The 14404-nt window shown below is 55.2% G+C and carries 12 protein-coding genes and 1 pseudogene; 9 read left to right on the top strand and 4 right to left on the bottom strand.

Annotated elements, in window-relative coordinates:
* From RT613_RS13370 to RT613_RS13360, 3 genes and pseudogenes are all read right to left on the bottom strand, one after another.
* Positions 1-928 (bottom strand): FAD-binding oxidoreductase (locus RT613_RS13370; protein WP_313616099.1); only part of this gene is annotated, 928 nt, incomplete at its 3' end.
* A 7-nt stretch (positions 929-935) separates the two neighbouring features.
* On the bottom strand, positions 936-2294 hold the full coding sequence (locus RT613_RS13365) for a glutamine synthetase family protein (RefSeq protein ID WP_313616057.1): 1359 nt from the start codon (positions 2292-2294) through the stop codon (positions 936-938).
* A gap of 303 nt (positions 2295-2597) precedes the next feature.
* Positions 2598-4093 (bottom strand): annotated as a pseudogene (locus RT613_RS13360) (CoA-acylating methylmalonate-semialdehyde dehydrogenase).
* A gap of 105 nt (positions 4094-4198) precedes the next feature.
* On the opposite strand from RT613_RS13360, the gene RT613_RS13355 reads away from it, so the two are divergent.
* The 8 genes from RT613_RS13355 to RT613_RS13320 all read left to right on the top strand — a co-directional run bounded on the left by RT613_RS13355 (position 4199) and on the right by RT613_RS13320 (position 12231).
* Positions 4199-5080, top strand: a complete 882-nt coding sequence (locus tag RT613_RS13355) for a LysR family transcriptional regulator (protein ID WP_313616055.1) — start codon at positions 4199-4201, stop codon at positions 5078-5080.
* A 413-nt stretch (positions 5081-5493) separates the two neighbouring features.
* Positions 5494-6435, top strand: a complete 942-nt coding sequence (locus RT613_RS13350; RefSeq protein ID WP_313616054.1) for a DMT family transporter — start codon at positions 5494-5496, stop codon at positions 6433-6435.
* A gap of 368 nt (positions 6436-6803) precedes the next feature.
* On the top strand, positions 6804-7919 hold the full coding sequence (locus tag RT613_RS13345; protein WP_313616053.1) for a DUF475 domain-containing protein: 1116 nt from the start codon (positions 6804-6806) through the stop codon (positions 7917-7919).
* A 365-nt stretch (positions 7920-8284) separates the two neighbouring features.
* The gene (locus tag RT613_RS13340) at positions 8285-8683 is read left to right on the top strand and encodes a MarR family winged helix-turn-helix transcriptional regulator (protein ID WP_313616051.1); all 399 of its coding nucleotides are present in this window, start codon (positions 8285-8287) and stop codon (positions 8681-8683) included.
* Positions 8646-9494 carry an NlpC/P60 family protein gene (locus tag RT613_RS13335; protein ID WP_313616048.1) on the top strand — a complete coding sequence of 283 codons (849 nt, stop codon included), beginning with the start codon at positions 8646-8648 and terminating at the stop codon, positions 9492-9494. The genes RT613_RS13340 and RT613_RS13335 overlap by 38 nt, the downstream gene beginning before the upstream one ends.
* A gap of 112 nt (positions 9495-9606) precedes the next feature.
* Positions 9607-9963 carry a hypothetical protein gene (locus RT613_RS13330; RefSeq protein WP_313616046.1) on the top strand — a complete coding sequence of 119 codons (357 nt, stop codon included), beginning with the start codon at positions 9607-9609 and terminating at the stop codon, positions 9961-9963.
* 152 nt (positions 9964-10115) lie between these two features.
* Entirely contained in the window at positions 10116-11420 is a 1305-nt protein-coding gene (gene pncB, locus RT613_RS13325) for a nicotinate phosphoribosyltransferase (protein ID WP_313616044.1), read from the top strand.
* Between the two features lie 124 nt (positions 11421-11544).
* Entirely contained in the window at positions 11545-12231 is a 687-nt protein-coding gene (locus RT613_RS13320) for a class I SAM-dependent methyltransferase (RefSeq protein WP_313616042.1), read from the top strand.
* A gap of 41 nt (positions 12232-12272) precedes the next feature.
* Here the strand turns inward: RT613_RS13320 and RT613_RS13315 are convergent, their stop codons facing one another.
* Positions 12273-12818, bottom strand: coding sequence for a TetR/AcrR family transcriptional regulator (locus RT613_RS13315; RefSeq protein ID WP_313616040.1), 546 nt, complete (start codon positions 12816-12818; stop codon positions 12273-12275).
* 86 nt (positions 12819-12904) lie between these two features.
* On the opposite strand from RT613_RS13315, the gene RT613_RS13310 reads away from it, so the two are divergent.
* Positions 12905-14392, top strand: coding sequence for an MFS transporter (locus tag RT613_RS13310; RefSeq protein ID WP_313616038.1), 1488 nt, complete (start codon positions 12905-12907; stop codon positions 14390-14392).
* The last annotated feature ends 12 nt before the right edge of the window (positions 14393-14404 follow it).

Below are 14404 nucleotides of genomic sequence, written 5' to 3'. Positions count from 1 at the left end.
CATAGAGCAGACGATTATCGGACGTGCGGCGATAATAATCGAGAATGTAGTTGGCATCTTCGACGCAATAATTTGCCGGCAAAAGGCTTTCAATCAACTGCGGATCGAGCGGCTCGGTTGCCATCACCTGGCTGGAAACCGGCATCATGCGGTCACCGATCTCTGGCAGCAACTTACCGAGATAGGCGTTGCCGCACACCAGCACATATTTCGCAGTAACCTTGCCGCTTGCTGTGCGCACGACCGGATTTGCACCAAACTCGACGGAGGTGACGCGCGATTGCTCAAAGATACGCGCACCGAGACTTTCAGCCGCCGCCGCCTCGCCAAGCACCAGATTAAGCGGATGAATATGGCCACCCAGCTTGTCGATCATGCCGCCGGCATAACGGTCGGTCTTCACGTATTTCGCTACATCGGCCTTGGACACCATCTCAAGACCGCTATGGCCAAGTTTTTCCCAATGCGCCTTGTGCGCTTCCATTTCACGGATCTGTTTGTCGGTGAAGGCGGCGAAGAAACCGCCATGCACCAGATCGCAGGCGATTGAATATTTTTCCACGCGGCTGCGGATGATATCGCCGCCTTCCAGCGACATCGCCGCCAGCTTCAGCGCCTTTTCCTGTCCGTAGCGGCCGGCAATGGTCTGCAGATCGCGGCTGTAACCATTGACGATTTGTCCGCCATTGCGGCCAGACGCGCCAAAACCGATCCGCTCACCTTCCAGAACAACGACGGAATAGCCGCGTTCGCTCAGTTCAAGTGCGGCAGATATGCCGGTGAAACCCGCGCCGATTATGCAGACATCGGCTTCAACATCACCCTGCAGGGCAGGCCTGACGTGTTTGTCATTGGCAGAGGCCGCGTACCATGAGGTGGTGTGCCCCGGATTGGGGTTGGCGGAATTGGAGTGGGTAGAAGAAACCATGCTCATGTCACACCGTCCTGATATAGGCGTCATATTCTACGTCGGTTACGCGCAGCGAAAACTCAGAGAGTTCCTGCTGTTTGCAGGCGGAATACAGCGTGCGATATTTCTGGCCAAAGGTCGCGTAAGCGAAGCTCGACCGGGCAAAGCGCTGCAGGGCATAGTCCCAGTTGGTGGGCAGGGGTTCGTGGTTGATGGCGTGGCTGTCACCGGCAATCGCACCGCCCGGCTGGCGTTTTTCCTTCATGCCTGTCAATGCCGCATTGAGGATCATTGCCAGCACCAGATAGGGGTTGGTGTCAGCGCCTGCGACCCGGTGTTCGATGCGGGTGGCTGGCAGGCTGGCGGTGATGACGCGCACGGCAGCGGAGCGGTTGTCAAAACCCCATGATGCATAGGTCGGCGCATGTTCGCTGGGCCGCAGACGACGGTAGGAATTGGCATGTGGCGCAAACACCGCCATGCTTTCCCCCATGTTTTCCAGAAGTCCGCCAACTGAATGCATCAGCGCATCGGACGGGCCATTGGGCCCGATGAAGATGTTGTTGCCGTTTTCATCCAGCACGGAAAAATGCACATGCATGCCATTTCCAGCCTGGGTGCCGTAGGGCTTGGCCATGAAGGTGGCATCGAGATCGTGCTTGCGCGCAACACCTTTGACGATGCGTTTCAGGAACACCGCGAAATCTGCCGCACGCAGCGCGTCGGGTACGTGGTTCAGGTTGATCTCGTATTGGCCGGGGCCGTTTTCACGCAGGGTCGTATCGGCGGCCACCTTCTGTTCACGACAGGCCGTTGCCACCTCATGAAACACGTTTTCGAAATCCTGCAATTCCGAGATCGACAGAACCTGCGTCTGGCCGGTATGCCAGCGACCTTCACGGCTCTTGGGTGGACGCACCGGATCAAGCGCAGACCGGACCGGGTCGATCAGATAAAATTCCAGTTCGGTTGCGACAACCGGTGTCAGACCCAGCTTTTTGTAACGTTCCAGCACCTGTGCAAGCACATGGCGCGGATCAGCATAAAAACCGTTCCCATCAGGGTTTTTCATGGCCAGAAGCACTTGCGCGGTCGGGCGACCGAGCCAGGTTACACGCGACAGACTTTCCGGTACGGGGTAGCAGATGCCATCCGGGTCACCGGTTCCTTCGGCAAGGCCGGCGGCGTTGACGTCACGTCCCCAGATATCCAGCGCATAAACCGACCGTGGCACGGCCATGCCCTTTTCCAGAATATCCAGCGCTCGTTCGCGCGGTATCCATTTGCCACGCGGAACACCGTTCACATCGATGACAAAGGCTTCGAGAATTTCAATGTCGGGATTGTCGTTAAAAAATGTCTTTGCGTATTCAATATTATCCATTCAGGCACCAAAGGTCTGTTTCCGTTCATGCGACATGTTCGCCTGCCGCTAACGAAAGACATCTCTTTGCTGGTAGATCAAAAACCGCGCCACCATACCCTTTAGTACCCCATTACAGACAGGGTTGAAGAAGCCCCGCCTTTCTTGATTGAGGGTATGTTACGTGCACTGCGTGCAGAAGGCCAGCCATAAAGCGCATGACGAGAGCGAGAGATCGACGATCTCTGCAATCGAAACTTTAAAAAGCAACGCCCGCAGCAATTGATATGCTACGGGCGCGCAAAGTCAGTGAAGTCGTTTAGTTTACTTCATGGTTGGCATGACAAACTCGGCACCAGACTTGATGCCTGATGGCCAGCGCGCGGTGATCGTCTTGGTTTTGGTCCAGAACTTGATGGAATCAGTGCCATGCTGGTTCAGGTCACCGAAGCTGGATGCCTTCCAGCCGCCGAAGGAGTGGTAGGCCAGCGGAACCGGGATTGGAACGTTGACGCCGATCATGCCGATGTTGATACGCGAGGCGAAGTCACGTGCGGCATCGCCGTCACGGGTGTAGATGGCAACGCCATTGCCGTATTCATGTTTCATCGGCAGGTCGAGAGCTTCTTCGTAGTTCTTGGCGCGAACAACGGAGAGCACCGGTCCAAAGATTTCCTGCTTGTAGATGTCCATGTCAGTTGTGACGTGGTCGAACAGGCAACCGCCAACGAAATAACCCTCTTCGTAACCCTGCAGCTTGAAGTTGCGGCCGTCGACGAGGAGTTTTGCGCCCTGTGCAACACCGCTGTCGATCAGACCCTTGACGCGCGCCTGGGCTTCCTTGGTGACCAGCGGGCCCATATCGGCCTTGTCGTCGGTGTAAGGGCCGATCTTGAGAGCTTCGATCTGCGGGATGAGCTTTTCAACCAGACGATTTGCAGTGTCTTCACCGACTGGAACAGCAACGGAAACAGCCATGCAGCGTTCACCGGCCGAACCGTAACCTGCACCCATCAGCGCGTTGACGGCCTGGTCGAGATTAGCGTCCGGCATGATGATCATGTGGTTCTTGGCGCCGCCAAAGCACTGGGCGCGTTTGCCGTTCATGGCGGCCGTACCGTAAACGTAACGGGCAATCGGTGTGGAACCAACAAACGACACTGCACCAATATCTGGATCGGTCAGAATGGCATCAACCGCACCCTTGTCACCATTGATGACGTTGAGGATACCGGCTGGCAGGCCAGCTTCGATCATCAGTTCTGCAAGGCGCAGTGGCAGCGATGGATCGCGCTCCGATGGCTTGAGGATGAAGGCGTTGCCGCAGGCAATGGCTGGCGCAAACATCCACATCGGGATCATGGCCGGGAAGTTGAACGGCGTGATACCGGCACCGATGCCAACTGGCTGGCGGATGGAATACATGTCGATGGCAGGACCGGCACCTTCGGTGAACTCGCCCTTGGACAGGTGCGGAATGCCACAGACGAATTCGCAGACTTCAAGACCGCGAATGATGTCACCCTTGGAATCTTCAACCGTCTTGCGTGTTCGCTTGAGATCAGGGTCGCAAGCTCATCCATATGGGTGTTGAGCAGTTCCACGAATTTGAAGAAAACGCGGGCGCGGCGCTGTGGGTTGGTGGCAGCCCATTTTGGCTGTGCCTGCTTGGCATTTTCAACGGCTGCACGGATTTCAGCTTCGCTGGCCAAAGCCACGGTTGCCTGAACTTCACCGGTCGCCGGGTTGAAGACATTGGATGTGCGCCCACTGGTGCCAGCGACGTGCTTGCCACCAATAAAATGACCGATTTCCTTCATGATAATCCTCCAGATTTTTGTGGCGGCAGCATTACGCTTTGATTTGCACAAATCAATGGCCTGGAATAATCATCTGTTGTGCAAATTTCGACATAAGGCAGGTCAATGAACTGGGATGATGTGCGCTGTTTCCTAAGCGTGGCCCGTTCCGGGCAGTTTCTGGCGGCCGCAAAACGGCTGGGTGTCAACCACGCCACCCTCAGCCGCAGGGTTTCAGCACTTGAGACAGCATTGGGCAGTCAGCTTTTTTTGCGCAGCACCAATGGCTGCGAGTTGACGGAGCAGGGTGCCCGTTTTCTGGTGTCTGCCGAGCGCATGGAAGCCGAAATGATGAACGCGCAGGCCGATCTCGGCCGCGTCGACGCCGCCGTGGCAGGCACGGTGCGCATCGGTGCGCCTGATGGTTTCGGTGTCGCGTTTCTGGCGCCGCGCCTTGGTGCATTGATTGCCAGATATCCGGCACTCCGGGTTCAGCTCGTGCCAGTGCCGCGTTCGTTTTCCCTGTCTCAGCGCGAAGCAGATATCGCCATCACCATCGAACGGCCGGAGCAGGGGCGATTGGTATCTGCCAAACTCACCGATTATTCGCTCGGCCTTTATGCCTCGCGCAGCTATCTGGACACGAAGGGCTGGCCGGAAACATTGGAGGCGCTTAAGAATCATCTGCGCATCGGTTATGTGGAAGACCTGATCTTTGCGCCGTCACTCAACTATACCGGTGAGATCATGCGCGATTGGGACGCGGCATTCGAAATCTCAAGTGCTATCGGCCAGACGGAGGCGGTGCGCTCCGGTGCCGGCATCGGTATTCTGCATGACTATATTGCCCGACAGTACCCGGAACTCGTCAGGCTCTTTCCACAACACAGTATTTTGCGCTCCTACTGGACGACCTATCATGAATCGGCCCGTGAACTGGTGCGTGTGCGCACGGTTGTGCAGTTTTTGCAGGAACTGATTGCCCAGGAGAAACGAAACTTCACCTGAAAGCAGTCTGCAACACATCAACTGCCGGTAATTCAGCGACGAAACGAGCTTGATTTAAAAAATATTACTTTTGTTGCGCACCGCAATCATCGTTGCCTTGACAGGACGGCATTAGAAAGAGACTTCTAGCGCCAAAGCTGAACATTCCTGTGCGAAACGACCGGAGGATCAATTGGCATTTGGGATTTGAAGCGTGATATGGGGGGAAATCGCAGAATTTAAGCGACAGAACCACTGGTGGGTCCACGATCCATCATGGTGTGATGACGTCTGAACCTGCGACCTCTCTCATATGCCTTCAATAGGGCGGATACCGCCTCTGAACATGCCAATATCCGCGTGGAGATCCTCTCCATCCAGTCGTTTTCCGTGTTCGGCTACAAAATCCGGCTTACGCCGCGCCTGAAACACAAATGTCGATTGGTCTGATCATGACTGCATTTTTGAACCGTTTTTCCCCATCCAGCCTTGGCGTCTGTGCCATGCTGCTTGGCATGTTGATGTTCGCGCTGAACGACGCGATGGGAAAATGGCTGGTTTCCACCTATTCGCTCGGTCAGGTCATTCTTATCCGCAGTGTCGCCGCCATCATCATCCTTTCACCGATCCTCTGGAAGGTGGGTGTCAGCGGCCTTATCAATATTGAGCGACGTGGCCTGCAGTTCGCCCGCGTGTTTTTCTCCACGGTGGAAATATTCTGTTTTTATTACGCGGTCATTTCGCTGCCCTTGGCAGATGTCATGACCTACTGGCTGGCAGCCCCGATCTACGTTGCTGCTCTCTCGCCCTTCATTCTGGGTGAAAAGGTTGGCTGGCGTCGTTGGACCGCCATCGTCATCGGTTTCATCGGCGTGATGATCGCGCTGAAACCCAGTTCCGCCAGTCTGACACCCGCGGCCTTTTCCTCGATCATCGGCAGCGCCGCCTTTGCCTTCATGATGATTTCCGGACGCCAGCTGCGCAACACCGCCGATACGACTTTGGCCTTCTGGCAGATCGTTGGTGCCCTGCTTGCCGGTGCGGTTGCACTATTCGTCTCGTCGGAAGGCTGGGTACCGCTTGAATCTACTTTCGACATGTCGTTGCTATGCCTGCTTGGCATTGTTGCCATGGGTGCGCATGTGCTTGTCAACCGTGCCTTGAAGCTGGCCGATGCGGCAGCCGTTGCGCCGTTGCAATATACGCTGCTGTTATGGGCCGTTGTATTTGGCTGGCTGTTCTTCAACGACATTCCACAAGTGTCGATTGTCATAGGTGCAGCATTGATCGTCATCTCAGGCCTTTACATCTTCTTCCGCGAAAATGCGCTGAAGCGTAAAAAGGCAATTGCCGAATATCCCAATGATCTTGTGTAAGCACATTGAGTGGTCACACCCGTAAAACGGGAAATGCTGGATAAAATGAGGCGGGAAACAGACCGGAAAACGGTTTGTTTCCCGTTTTTGATGATATGCCTTCTGCTGGGGGGACTTGACGAAATCCCAAACTTGGCAGAGTACATAGAGGCTCGCATCACGATTTGATGATCGAGCAAGAGGAACAATGGTGCCGGGCCCCTCTGGCGAGAGTTTTACGGCGCTCTCGCGATGTCGGTACCGCCTGCAAAAGTAGCCGGCGGATTTTATCCCATGAAGACAACAACCACGCTTACTGCGCGTGCCTTTTTTGGCATGGCGTTTTTTGCTGCGCATGCCAGCATGTCCATTCACGGAGAGATTTGAACATGAGCCTCTCCACCACTCAAAAAACCACGATGTCCTATTTTAAATGGGCGTTCATCGTAACCGTCATCGGCCTCATCCTTGGCGGCTATCTCGGCTGGGAGATGACAGGCACCGTCAGCGGCACTGCAACGATCTTTTTCATCTGCGCAGTTCTGGCTGTTCTTGAAATCTCGCTTTCCTTCGACAATGCCATTGTGAATGCCAACAAGCTCAAGGACATGACGCCGGAATGGCAGCATCGCTTCCTGACCTGGGGTATTCTGATTGCCGTGTTCGGCATGCGTATCGTCTTCCCGTTGCTGATTGTGGTTATCGCTGCCAATGTCGGTCCTTGGACTGCCATGGTGATGGCTGCGAGCGAGCCGGATCGATATGCGCAGATCATGCAGGACGCACATCTGCCAATCGCGGCATTTGGCGGCACCTTCCTGATGATGGTTGGCCTGAGCTTCTTCTTCGATCATGAAAAAGATGTGCACTGGGTGCGTTGGCTTGAAGAGAAGATTTCCACCTACTCTTCCATCAAGGGCATCGAGATTGCCTTCGTTCTGGTCATCATGCTGATATTTTCGCGTGTCATCGCTGACAGCACTGACCCGAAACTCGGGCCTGAAGCAGCGAACGTCTTCTTCAGTTCGGCAATCTGGGGTCTGCTGACCTTCTTGCTGGTGGAAGTTCTCGGTGGTGTGCTCGACCGTAGCCAGCAGATGATGCAGGGTGCAGCAAAGGGCGGCTTCGGCGCATTCCTTTACCTCGAAGTGCTGGATGCCAGCTTCTCCTTCGACGGTGTTATCGGTGCTTTTGCGCTGACCTCAAATCTCTTCATCATTGCCATCGGTCTCGGCATTGGCGCCATGTATGTGCGCTCCATGACGATCATGCTGGTTGAGAAGGGCACGCTGGCCGAATACCGTTACCTTGAGCACGGCGCGTTCTACGCGATCCTGATCCTCTCGGTGATCATGTACATGCAGAGCCTGTTCCACATTCCGGAAGTCATCACCGGTCTTGGTGGTGCAGCCCTGATCGGTATCGCGCTGTGGTCTTCCATTCGCTACAACCGGACCGAACGTGCCCATGAGGCCGCTGAAGAAAAACAGGCTGCTGAAGCCTGATTTTTCAAGAACAACGGACTGAAATGAAAATCCCGCCGCATTCCGGCGGGATTTTTTTAGGCAAATGCTTTTGCACTGCACAATTTTTGCCCTGTCAGATCTCGGGCATGTTTTGTCATGTGTTATGATAGTGAATTGAAAATATTGTGTTTTCTTAATCCGCTTAAAACTGGCACGGATTCTGCTTCGTAAGATGCAAGTCCAGAGGGGACGTTAAAACGCCCAATAAAAGGGTGAAATAGGCCGCCGTCGATACTTGCTTGTCGCAAGAACATCGGCGGCGGTTTTGTTTTGCTTTTTGCGCTTATCTGCGCAATCAAGAAAAACACGAACGAAGAGCCGTACCTCGATGATTGGAGGGATATTTGCCGGTCGAATTTTCCGCTTCCGAAGCGTTGGGCCTTTGGCACCGGGTCACGCTCAAACAGGTAGAAACCGAAGCGCGTGATCTCAGCCTGCGCCAGATGGCGGTTCTGCTGCATGTCTATCTCGTCCCGCCACCCCACACGGTCAGAGGCCTTGCCTCGGTCCTTGGCGTGACCAAGCCAGTGATAACCCGCGCCTTGGACACGATGGGTGACATGGGACTGATTGATCGCGTTCGCGATGACAAGGATCGCCGTAATGTCGTCATCAAAAGGACTGTTGCTGGCGCTCTTTTTCTTGAAAAATTTGGCGATATGATTATCGAGCAGGCAAGACTGCAAACAAGCCCGGAACAACATCATGATACTGGATCGTCGCCTACACGCATTTCGCCCTGATCTGGCTGATAGCAGGCTGAAGGGACAGGTCGAAGCGACCTGTTTTGTCGTCGGCGATCCCGCGCGTATTGCCGTGCCGGTCTGCGCCTTGCGTCCGTCGCCCGATCTGACCAAAGGCATCGATACCGAGCTTTTGATGGGTGAAACGGTGCGGGTTTTTGAGCGCAGCAATGGCTGGGCATGGGTGCAGGCCGATACGGACGGTTACACCGGTTATCTGCCGGAAAGCGCACTCGGGCAGGTGGAGGTGCCCACCCATCGGATCATCGCACCAAGAACATTTCTCTATCCGGAAGCAGAACTGCGCAAGCCGCCGGTTGCGGCATTGTCCATGGGCAGTGTCGTGCGTTTCGTTGGTGAAGCGGAAACCCGTGGCACCCGTTATCTCTTGACTGAAAAAGGTGAGGGGGTCATTGCCACACATTGCCTGCCAGTTGGAGAACTTGGCGGTGATGACTACGTGTCGGTTGCGGTCAGATTTATCGAAACGCCCTACCTGTGGGGCGGGCGTTCCGGCTTCGGCATCGATTGCTCCGGTCTGGTGCAATTGTCACTGGCTATGACCGGCAAGACGTCGCTGCGCGATACCGACATGCAGGTGAAATCGCTGGGCGTCGAAATCGAACGCGACGAACTGAGCCGTGGTGATCTGGTGTTCTGGAAAGGCCATGTCGGCATCATGGAAGATGCAGAAACGCTGCTGCATGCCAATGGTCATAGCATGACCGTGGCGCGGGAAAATTTTGACGAAGCCGTCAAACGCATCGGCTGGCTTTACGAGTTCCCGACCGCATACAAGCGGCTGGTGTAAACGGCAGCCGTCGTTCACGAAATCGTTGTTGCCGGCACCCTGTTTCTAACCACACCGCACCCTATATTGCGGATATGAGACGTATTGTTGAAGGTGATGACAGGTGGCCGGAATGTTCATGAAAATCTTGTCGGTTTTGCCGCTTGCCGCGACCATCGCATTTTCGTCTGGCAGCGCCAGTGCCCAGACCATCTATCAGGACGGCTTCGAGTTAAGTGCACCGGATGCCTATCACGACCTGCCTGGTGTCAAGGATCCTGCCACCGCCAAACCGAAGGTGCGTTATACCTGCCGCACCGAGTTGCAGACGGGATCTTTCGACAAACGCCGTTATCGCAACATTTTTGAAGAGGACCTTCCGGTGCGTGGTTATCGCTGTGAAGGTGGCGGTTTGACCTATTGGGGATCGCAAAATCCGATTTCAAAAGACTGGTATCCGGGCGTCAATCCAGCCGATACCTACAACTAATATGATTTATTGATGCCATTATCTCGTCCGATGGCTTGTTTCCGGCCTATGGACTTTAGTATGTCTTGTCATGTTGAGTGACTGCGAAGGCCGTTTTGCTTTCGCGATGCAGAGGGAACCGGCCCACCAGCCGGGAGAGGGAAGCCGCAGACATGACAATGACGGATATCGCCACCCGCGTTCACAATCACGCCTGGAAGCTCGATCCGATCATCCGTAGTCTGATCGACACGGACTTTTATAAACTTCTGATGTTGCAGATGATCTGGAAACTTTATCCGGAAGTCGATGCAACATTTTCCCTGATCAATCGCACCAAGACTGTGCGCCTGGCCGACGAGATCGACGAGGCTGAATTGCGTGACCAACTGGATCACGCCCGCACATTGCGCCTGACCAAGAAGGAAACCATCTGGCTGGCCGGTAACTCGTTTTATGGCCGTTCGCAGATTTTCGAACCGGAATTTCTGTCCTGGCTGTCTAGCTATCAGCTGCCGGAGTACGAACTGTCCAAGCGCGACGGCCAGTATGAACTGAATTTCCACGGTCGCTGGATGGACACGACATTGTGGGAAATTCCCGCACTGGCAATTATCAACGAACTGCGTTCACGCAGTGCCATGAAGTCCCTCGGTTATTTCACGCTGGATGTTCTCTACGCACGGGCCAAGGCCAAGATGTGGTCGAAGGTCGAACGCCTGCGCGAACTGCCAGGTCTGCGCATTTCCGATTTCGGCACACGCCGCCGGCACAGCTTCCTGTGGCAGCGTTGGTGCGTGGAGGCCTTGAAAGAGGGCATCGGTCCGGCCTTCACCGGCACCAGCAACGTGCTTTTGGCGATGGATTCCGACTTGGAAGCGGTTGGCACCAACGCGCATGAGTTGCCGATGGTGGTGGCAGCGCTTGCCAACAATGATGAGGAGCTGGCTGCAGCACCCTATCAGGTAATGAAGGATTGGAACCGCCTTTACGGCGGCAATCTGCTGATCGTTCTGCCTGACGCCTTTGGAACTGCGGCATTTCTGAAAAATGCCCCGGAATGGGTGGCCGACTGGACGGGTTTCCGCCCCGACAGCGCACCGCCGATCGAAGGCGGTGAGAGGATCATCGCCTGGTGGGAAAAGATGAACCGTGACCCGAAAAAGAAGCTGCTGATCTTTTCGGACGGTCTCGACGTCGATGCGATCATCGACACCTACAAACATTTTGAAGGTCGGGCCCGCATGAGCTTTGGTTGGGGCACCAACCTCACCAATGACTTTGCCGGTTGTGCGCCGAAAGAAATAGACGGTCTGAAACCGATCTCGATTGTCTGCAAGGTCAGCGATGCCAATGGCAGACCGGCGGTAAAACTTTCCGACAACCCGCAAAAGGCAACAGGTGAAGCGTCGGAAGTCGAGCGTTATCTGAAGTTTTTCGGTCAGGAAGACCGCAAGAGCCAGGAAGTGCTTGTTTAAGCCGGCTACCTGTCCACTGTTCAATTGAGCTTATGCGATACGCCTGCTCTTGGCAGGCCTCATTGACGTTCCTATATCGTGTTATGTAACAATAAAAGTGTCGTAATGCGGATGGGGTACGCAGATGAGTGAAAAGACCGAGACATCCTTCAAGGGACCGGCGGTAAATTCCTACAATGAAGGACCGCCGAGACAAGTGCCAGGTTACGGTGATCTGCACCGCATGATTTCGTTGCTCCTTGCGGAAGTCACGCCGCTTGAAGGTCGTGTGCTGGTTTTGGGCGCAGGAGGCGGGCAGGAAATCAAGGCGCTGGCAGATGCCCATACCGGCTGGTTCTTTGATGGTGTCGATCCCTCGGCCGACATGCTGCAACTGGCAAAGACGGTGACCGCGGCCCATGAAAATAGGATACGCCTGTTCGAAGGCTATATCGAAGATGCACCACAACAGCCATATGATGCGGCCACCTGCATTCTGACTTTTCATTTCATAACACGGGAACATCGGGCCGAAACGCTGAGGCAGATACGCAAGCGCTTGAAACCCGGCGCGCCATTTGTGGCGGTGCATCTGAGCTTTCCACAGAACGAGCCGGAGCGTTCGACATGGATCGCCCGTCACGTCGCCTATGGTCTGGCAAACGGCACGGACCCGTCAAATGTTGAAAGCGCACGACAGGCCATTGGTACCCGACTGTCAATCCTGTCGCCAGACGAGGATGTCGCCATGATGCAGGAGGCGGGGTTTTCAACCGTCTCGTTGTTTTATGCCGGCCTCAGCATCAAGGGCTGGGTGGCCTATGCGGCATAGATCGGAACACGCAGCCGTCGAAAATGGGTGTATCGGAGACCTCAAGTCTCTTTTTTCAGCACGGACGTGATGTCGGAAAACATCGAGGCCCATTCATCGTCGGAAATGTCCATCAGGCCAAACCAGCGCAATGCAAAAGCGCCTTCAGTCGCCAGAAATGCCAGCCGTGCAGCGCGTCCTTCAGGTGTCGACACATCCAGACCCGCTGTGCGGCTTTCATACCATTTTTTGGTCGAGGCCAGATATTCCGGTGAAAGCATCAGCGCCGCCATCAAGCCAGCTGCCTTGTAGTTTGCCGGTTCGTCGGCCTGCCGTGTGGCCTCCACATGTGCCCAGACCCTGGACGCTGGGTCTGCATTGTCACCTGCGATGTCCGAGAATTTCTGATCGTAACTGACGAACCAGCGCGACACCATCGCATCGATGATCGCATCCTTGCTGGAGAAGCTGTACTGAATGCCACCCTTCGTCACACCAAGGGATTTTGCCAACGCATCAATCGTCAGCGCGGCCGCGCCACGCGAGCGCACAATGTCTTCGGCGGCATTCAGAATGATCTCCCGATCGATGGTTTTCTTTCGTCCCATGCCTTGCCTCTTTTTAATTCCATACGTATGTATTTAAATAATTCACAGCTATCATTCAACTCGCTCTTGGCGACCATGGAGTTTTTATGCAGTCCAAAGCACGATGGGGTATTCTCGCGATTGTATCGAGTGCCTTGTTCATGATCGTGATCGATATGACGGTGTTGTACACGGCATTGCCGCGTCTGACTCATGATCTCATGGCATCGTCCTCGGAAAAATTGTGGATCGTGAATGTCTATGCACTGACCGTCGCCGGATTGTTGCCGGCCTCAGGTGCACTCGGTGACAAATTCGGTGCGCGCCTGTTGTTCCTGATCGGGCTGATTGTGTTTGGGGCGGCATCACTGTTCGCTGCCTTTTCGCCAAACCCCGCAATGTTGATTGCCGGCCGGGCACTGCTTGCCGTTGGCGCAGCGATGATGATGCCGGCCACGCTGTCGATCATCCGCCAGACATTCACCGAACCCAGTGAACGGGCCTTCGCCATTGGTGTTTGGGCTGCGGTTGCCTCAGGCGGTGCCGCTTTCGGGCCGGTTATCGGCGGATTTCTGCTGGAGCATTTCTGGTGGGGTTCGGTGTTCCTGATCAATGTGCCAATCGTGATCATCGCCTTTGCCGCAACAATCGCTTTTGTTGGGCCGGGTCTGCGAAACCCGGAGCGATCTTTTGATGTGATCTCGGCCATACAAATCATGATCGGCCTCGTGGCATCGACCTATGCGATCAAGGAACTCGCCAAACAGGACATTTCTCTGCCGTCCCTTGCCGTATCGGCTGGCGTCGGCGTGGCGTTTCTTGTCCTGTTTTCGCGTCGCCAGAACCGCATTCCATCACCGCTGATCGACTTCAGCCTGTTTGCCAACCGGAACTTTCTGGCTGGCGTCATTGCCGCTGCGGTCGCATCGGCTGCTCTTCTCGGCTTTCAGCTTGCCGTAACCCAGCGTTTCCAGCTGGTGCTCGACATGTCTCCATTGCAGGCCGGTCTGATGGTGGTGCCCATTCCGCTTGGCGCATTCATTGCTGGCCCATTGTCGGGCATATTGGTGGCAAAGGTCGGAGAGCGGGCGGTCATGTGGGTGTCGATGGCCATCGGCGCGGTGAGCCTCGCCGCCTATTACGGTTTCATCAATGACAGTCTGTTATTGCAGGTCGGCGCATTGTTCCTGCTCGGTATCGGCCTTGGTGCCACCATGACGGCAGCGTCAACCGCCATCATGATAAACGCGCCGGATCACCATGGCGGCATGGCAGCATCAATTGAGGAAGTGTCGTTTGAGCTTGGTGGCGCTATCGGCATCGCAACACTCGGGAGTGTGCTTGCAGCCATCTATAGTGCCTCGTTTGAGACGCCTGCCGGCATCAGCGAGGGGGCAGCCTCTGCCCGCGATAGTCTTGATGCGGCGCTGCTCTTGGCTGAAACGCTCAGTGGCAATCTCGCTGTTGCAGTTCGCACCGCTGCTGAAACCGCTTTTGGCAACGCCTTTGCTGCCGTGTCGATCACTTCAATTGTGTTGCTCGGCCTGACCAGTCTTCTGGTGCGATTGCTGGGCCAGCACAAACACGCGGACTGAGGACGAAACGAC

The organism is Agrobacterium sp., assembly GCF_032092815.1.
Classification (GTDB): Bacteria; Pseudomonadota; Alphaproteobacteria; order Rhizobiales; family Rhizobiaceae; genus Agrobacterium.
The sequence above is the reverse complement of the archived record's forward strand: the minus strand, read 5'-3'. Positions and strand labels throughout refer to the sequence as shown.

Bases quoted from the DNA above. Each gene is read 5' to 3' on its own strand.
- pncB (WP_313616044.1), top strand. From the start codon at position 10,116: ATGACAATGACGGATATCGCCACCCGCGTTCACAATCACGCCTGGAAG.
- RT613_RS13345 (WP_313616053.1), top strand. From the start codon at position 6,804: ATGAGCCTCTCCACCACTCAAAAAACCACGATGTCCTATTTTAAATGG.
- RT613_RS13355 (WP_313616055.1), top strand. From the start codon at position 4,199: ATGAACTGGGATGATGTGCGCTGTTTCCTAAGCGTGGCCCGTTCCGGG.
- RT613_RS13350 (WP_313616054.1), top strand. From the start codon at position 5,494: ATGTCGATTGGTCTGATCATGACTGCATTTTTGAACCGTTTTTCCCCA.
- RT613_RS13365 (WP_313616057.1), bottom strand. From the start codon at position 2,294: ATGGATAATATTGAATACGCAAAGACATTTTTTAACGACAATCCCGAC.
- RT613_RS13335 (WP_313616048.1), top strand. From the start codon at position 8,646: ATGATACTGGATCGTCGCCTACACGCATTTCGCCCTGATCTGGCTGAT.
- RT613_RS13310 (WP_313616038.1), top strand. From the start codon at position 12,905: ATGCAGTCCAAAGCACGATGGGGTATTCTCGCGATTGTATCGAGTGCC.
- RT613_RS13330 (WP_313616046.1), top strand. From the start codon at position 9,607: ATGTTCATGAAAATCTTGTCGGTTTTGCCGCTTGCCGCGACCATCGCA.
- RT613_RS13320 (WP_313616042.1), top strand. From the start codon at position 11,545: ATGAGTGAAAAGACCGAGACATCCTTCAAGGGACCGGCGGTAAATTCC.
- RT613_RS13315 (WP_313616040.1), bottom strand. From the start codon at position 12,818: ATGGGACGAAAGAAAACCATCGATCGGGAGATCATTCTGAATGCCGCC.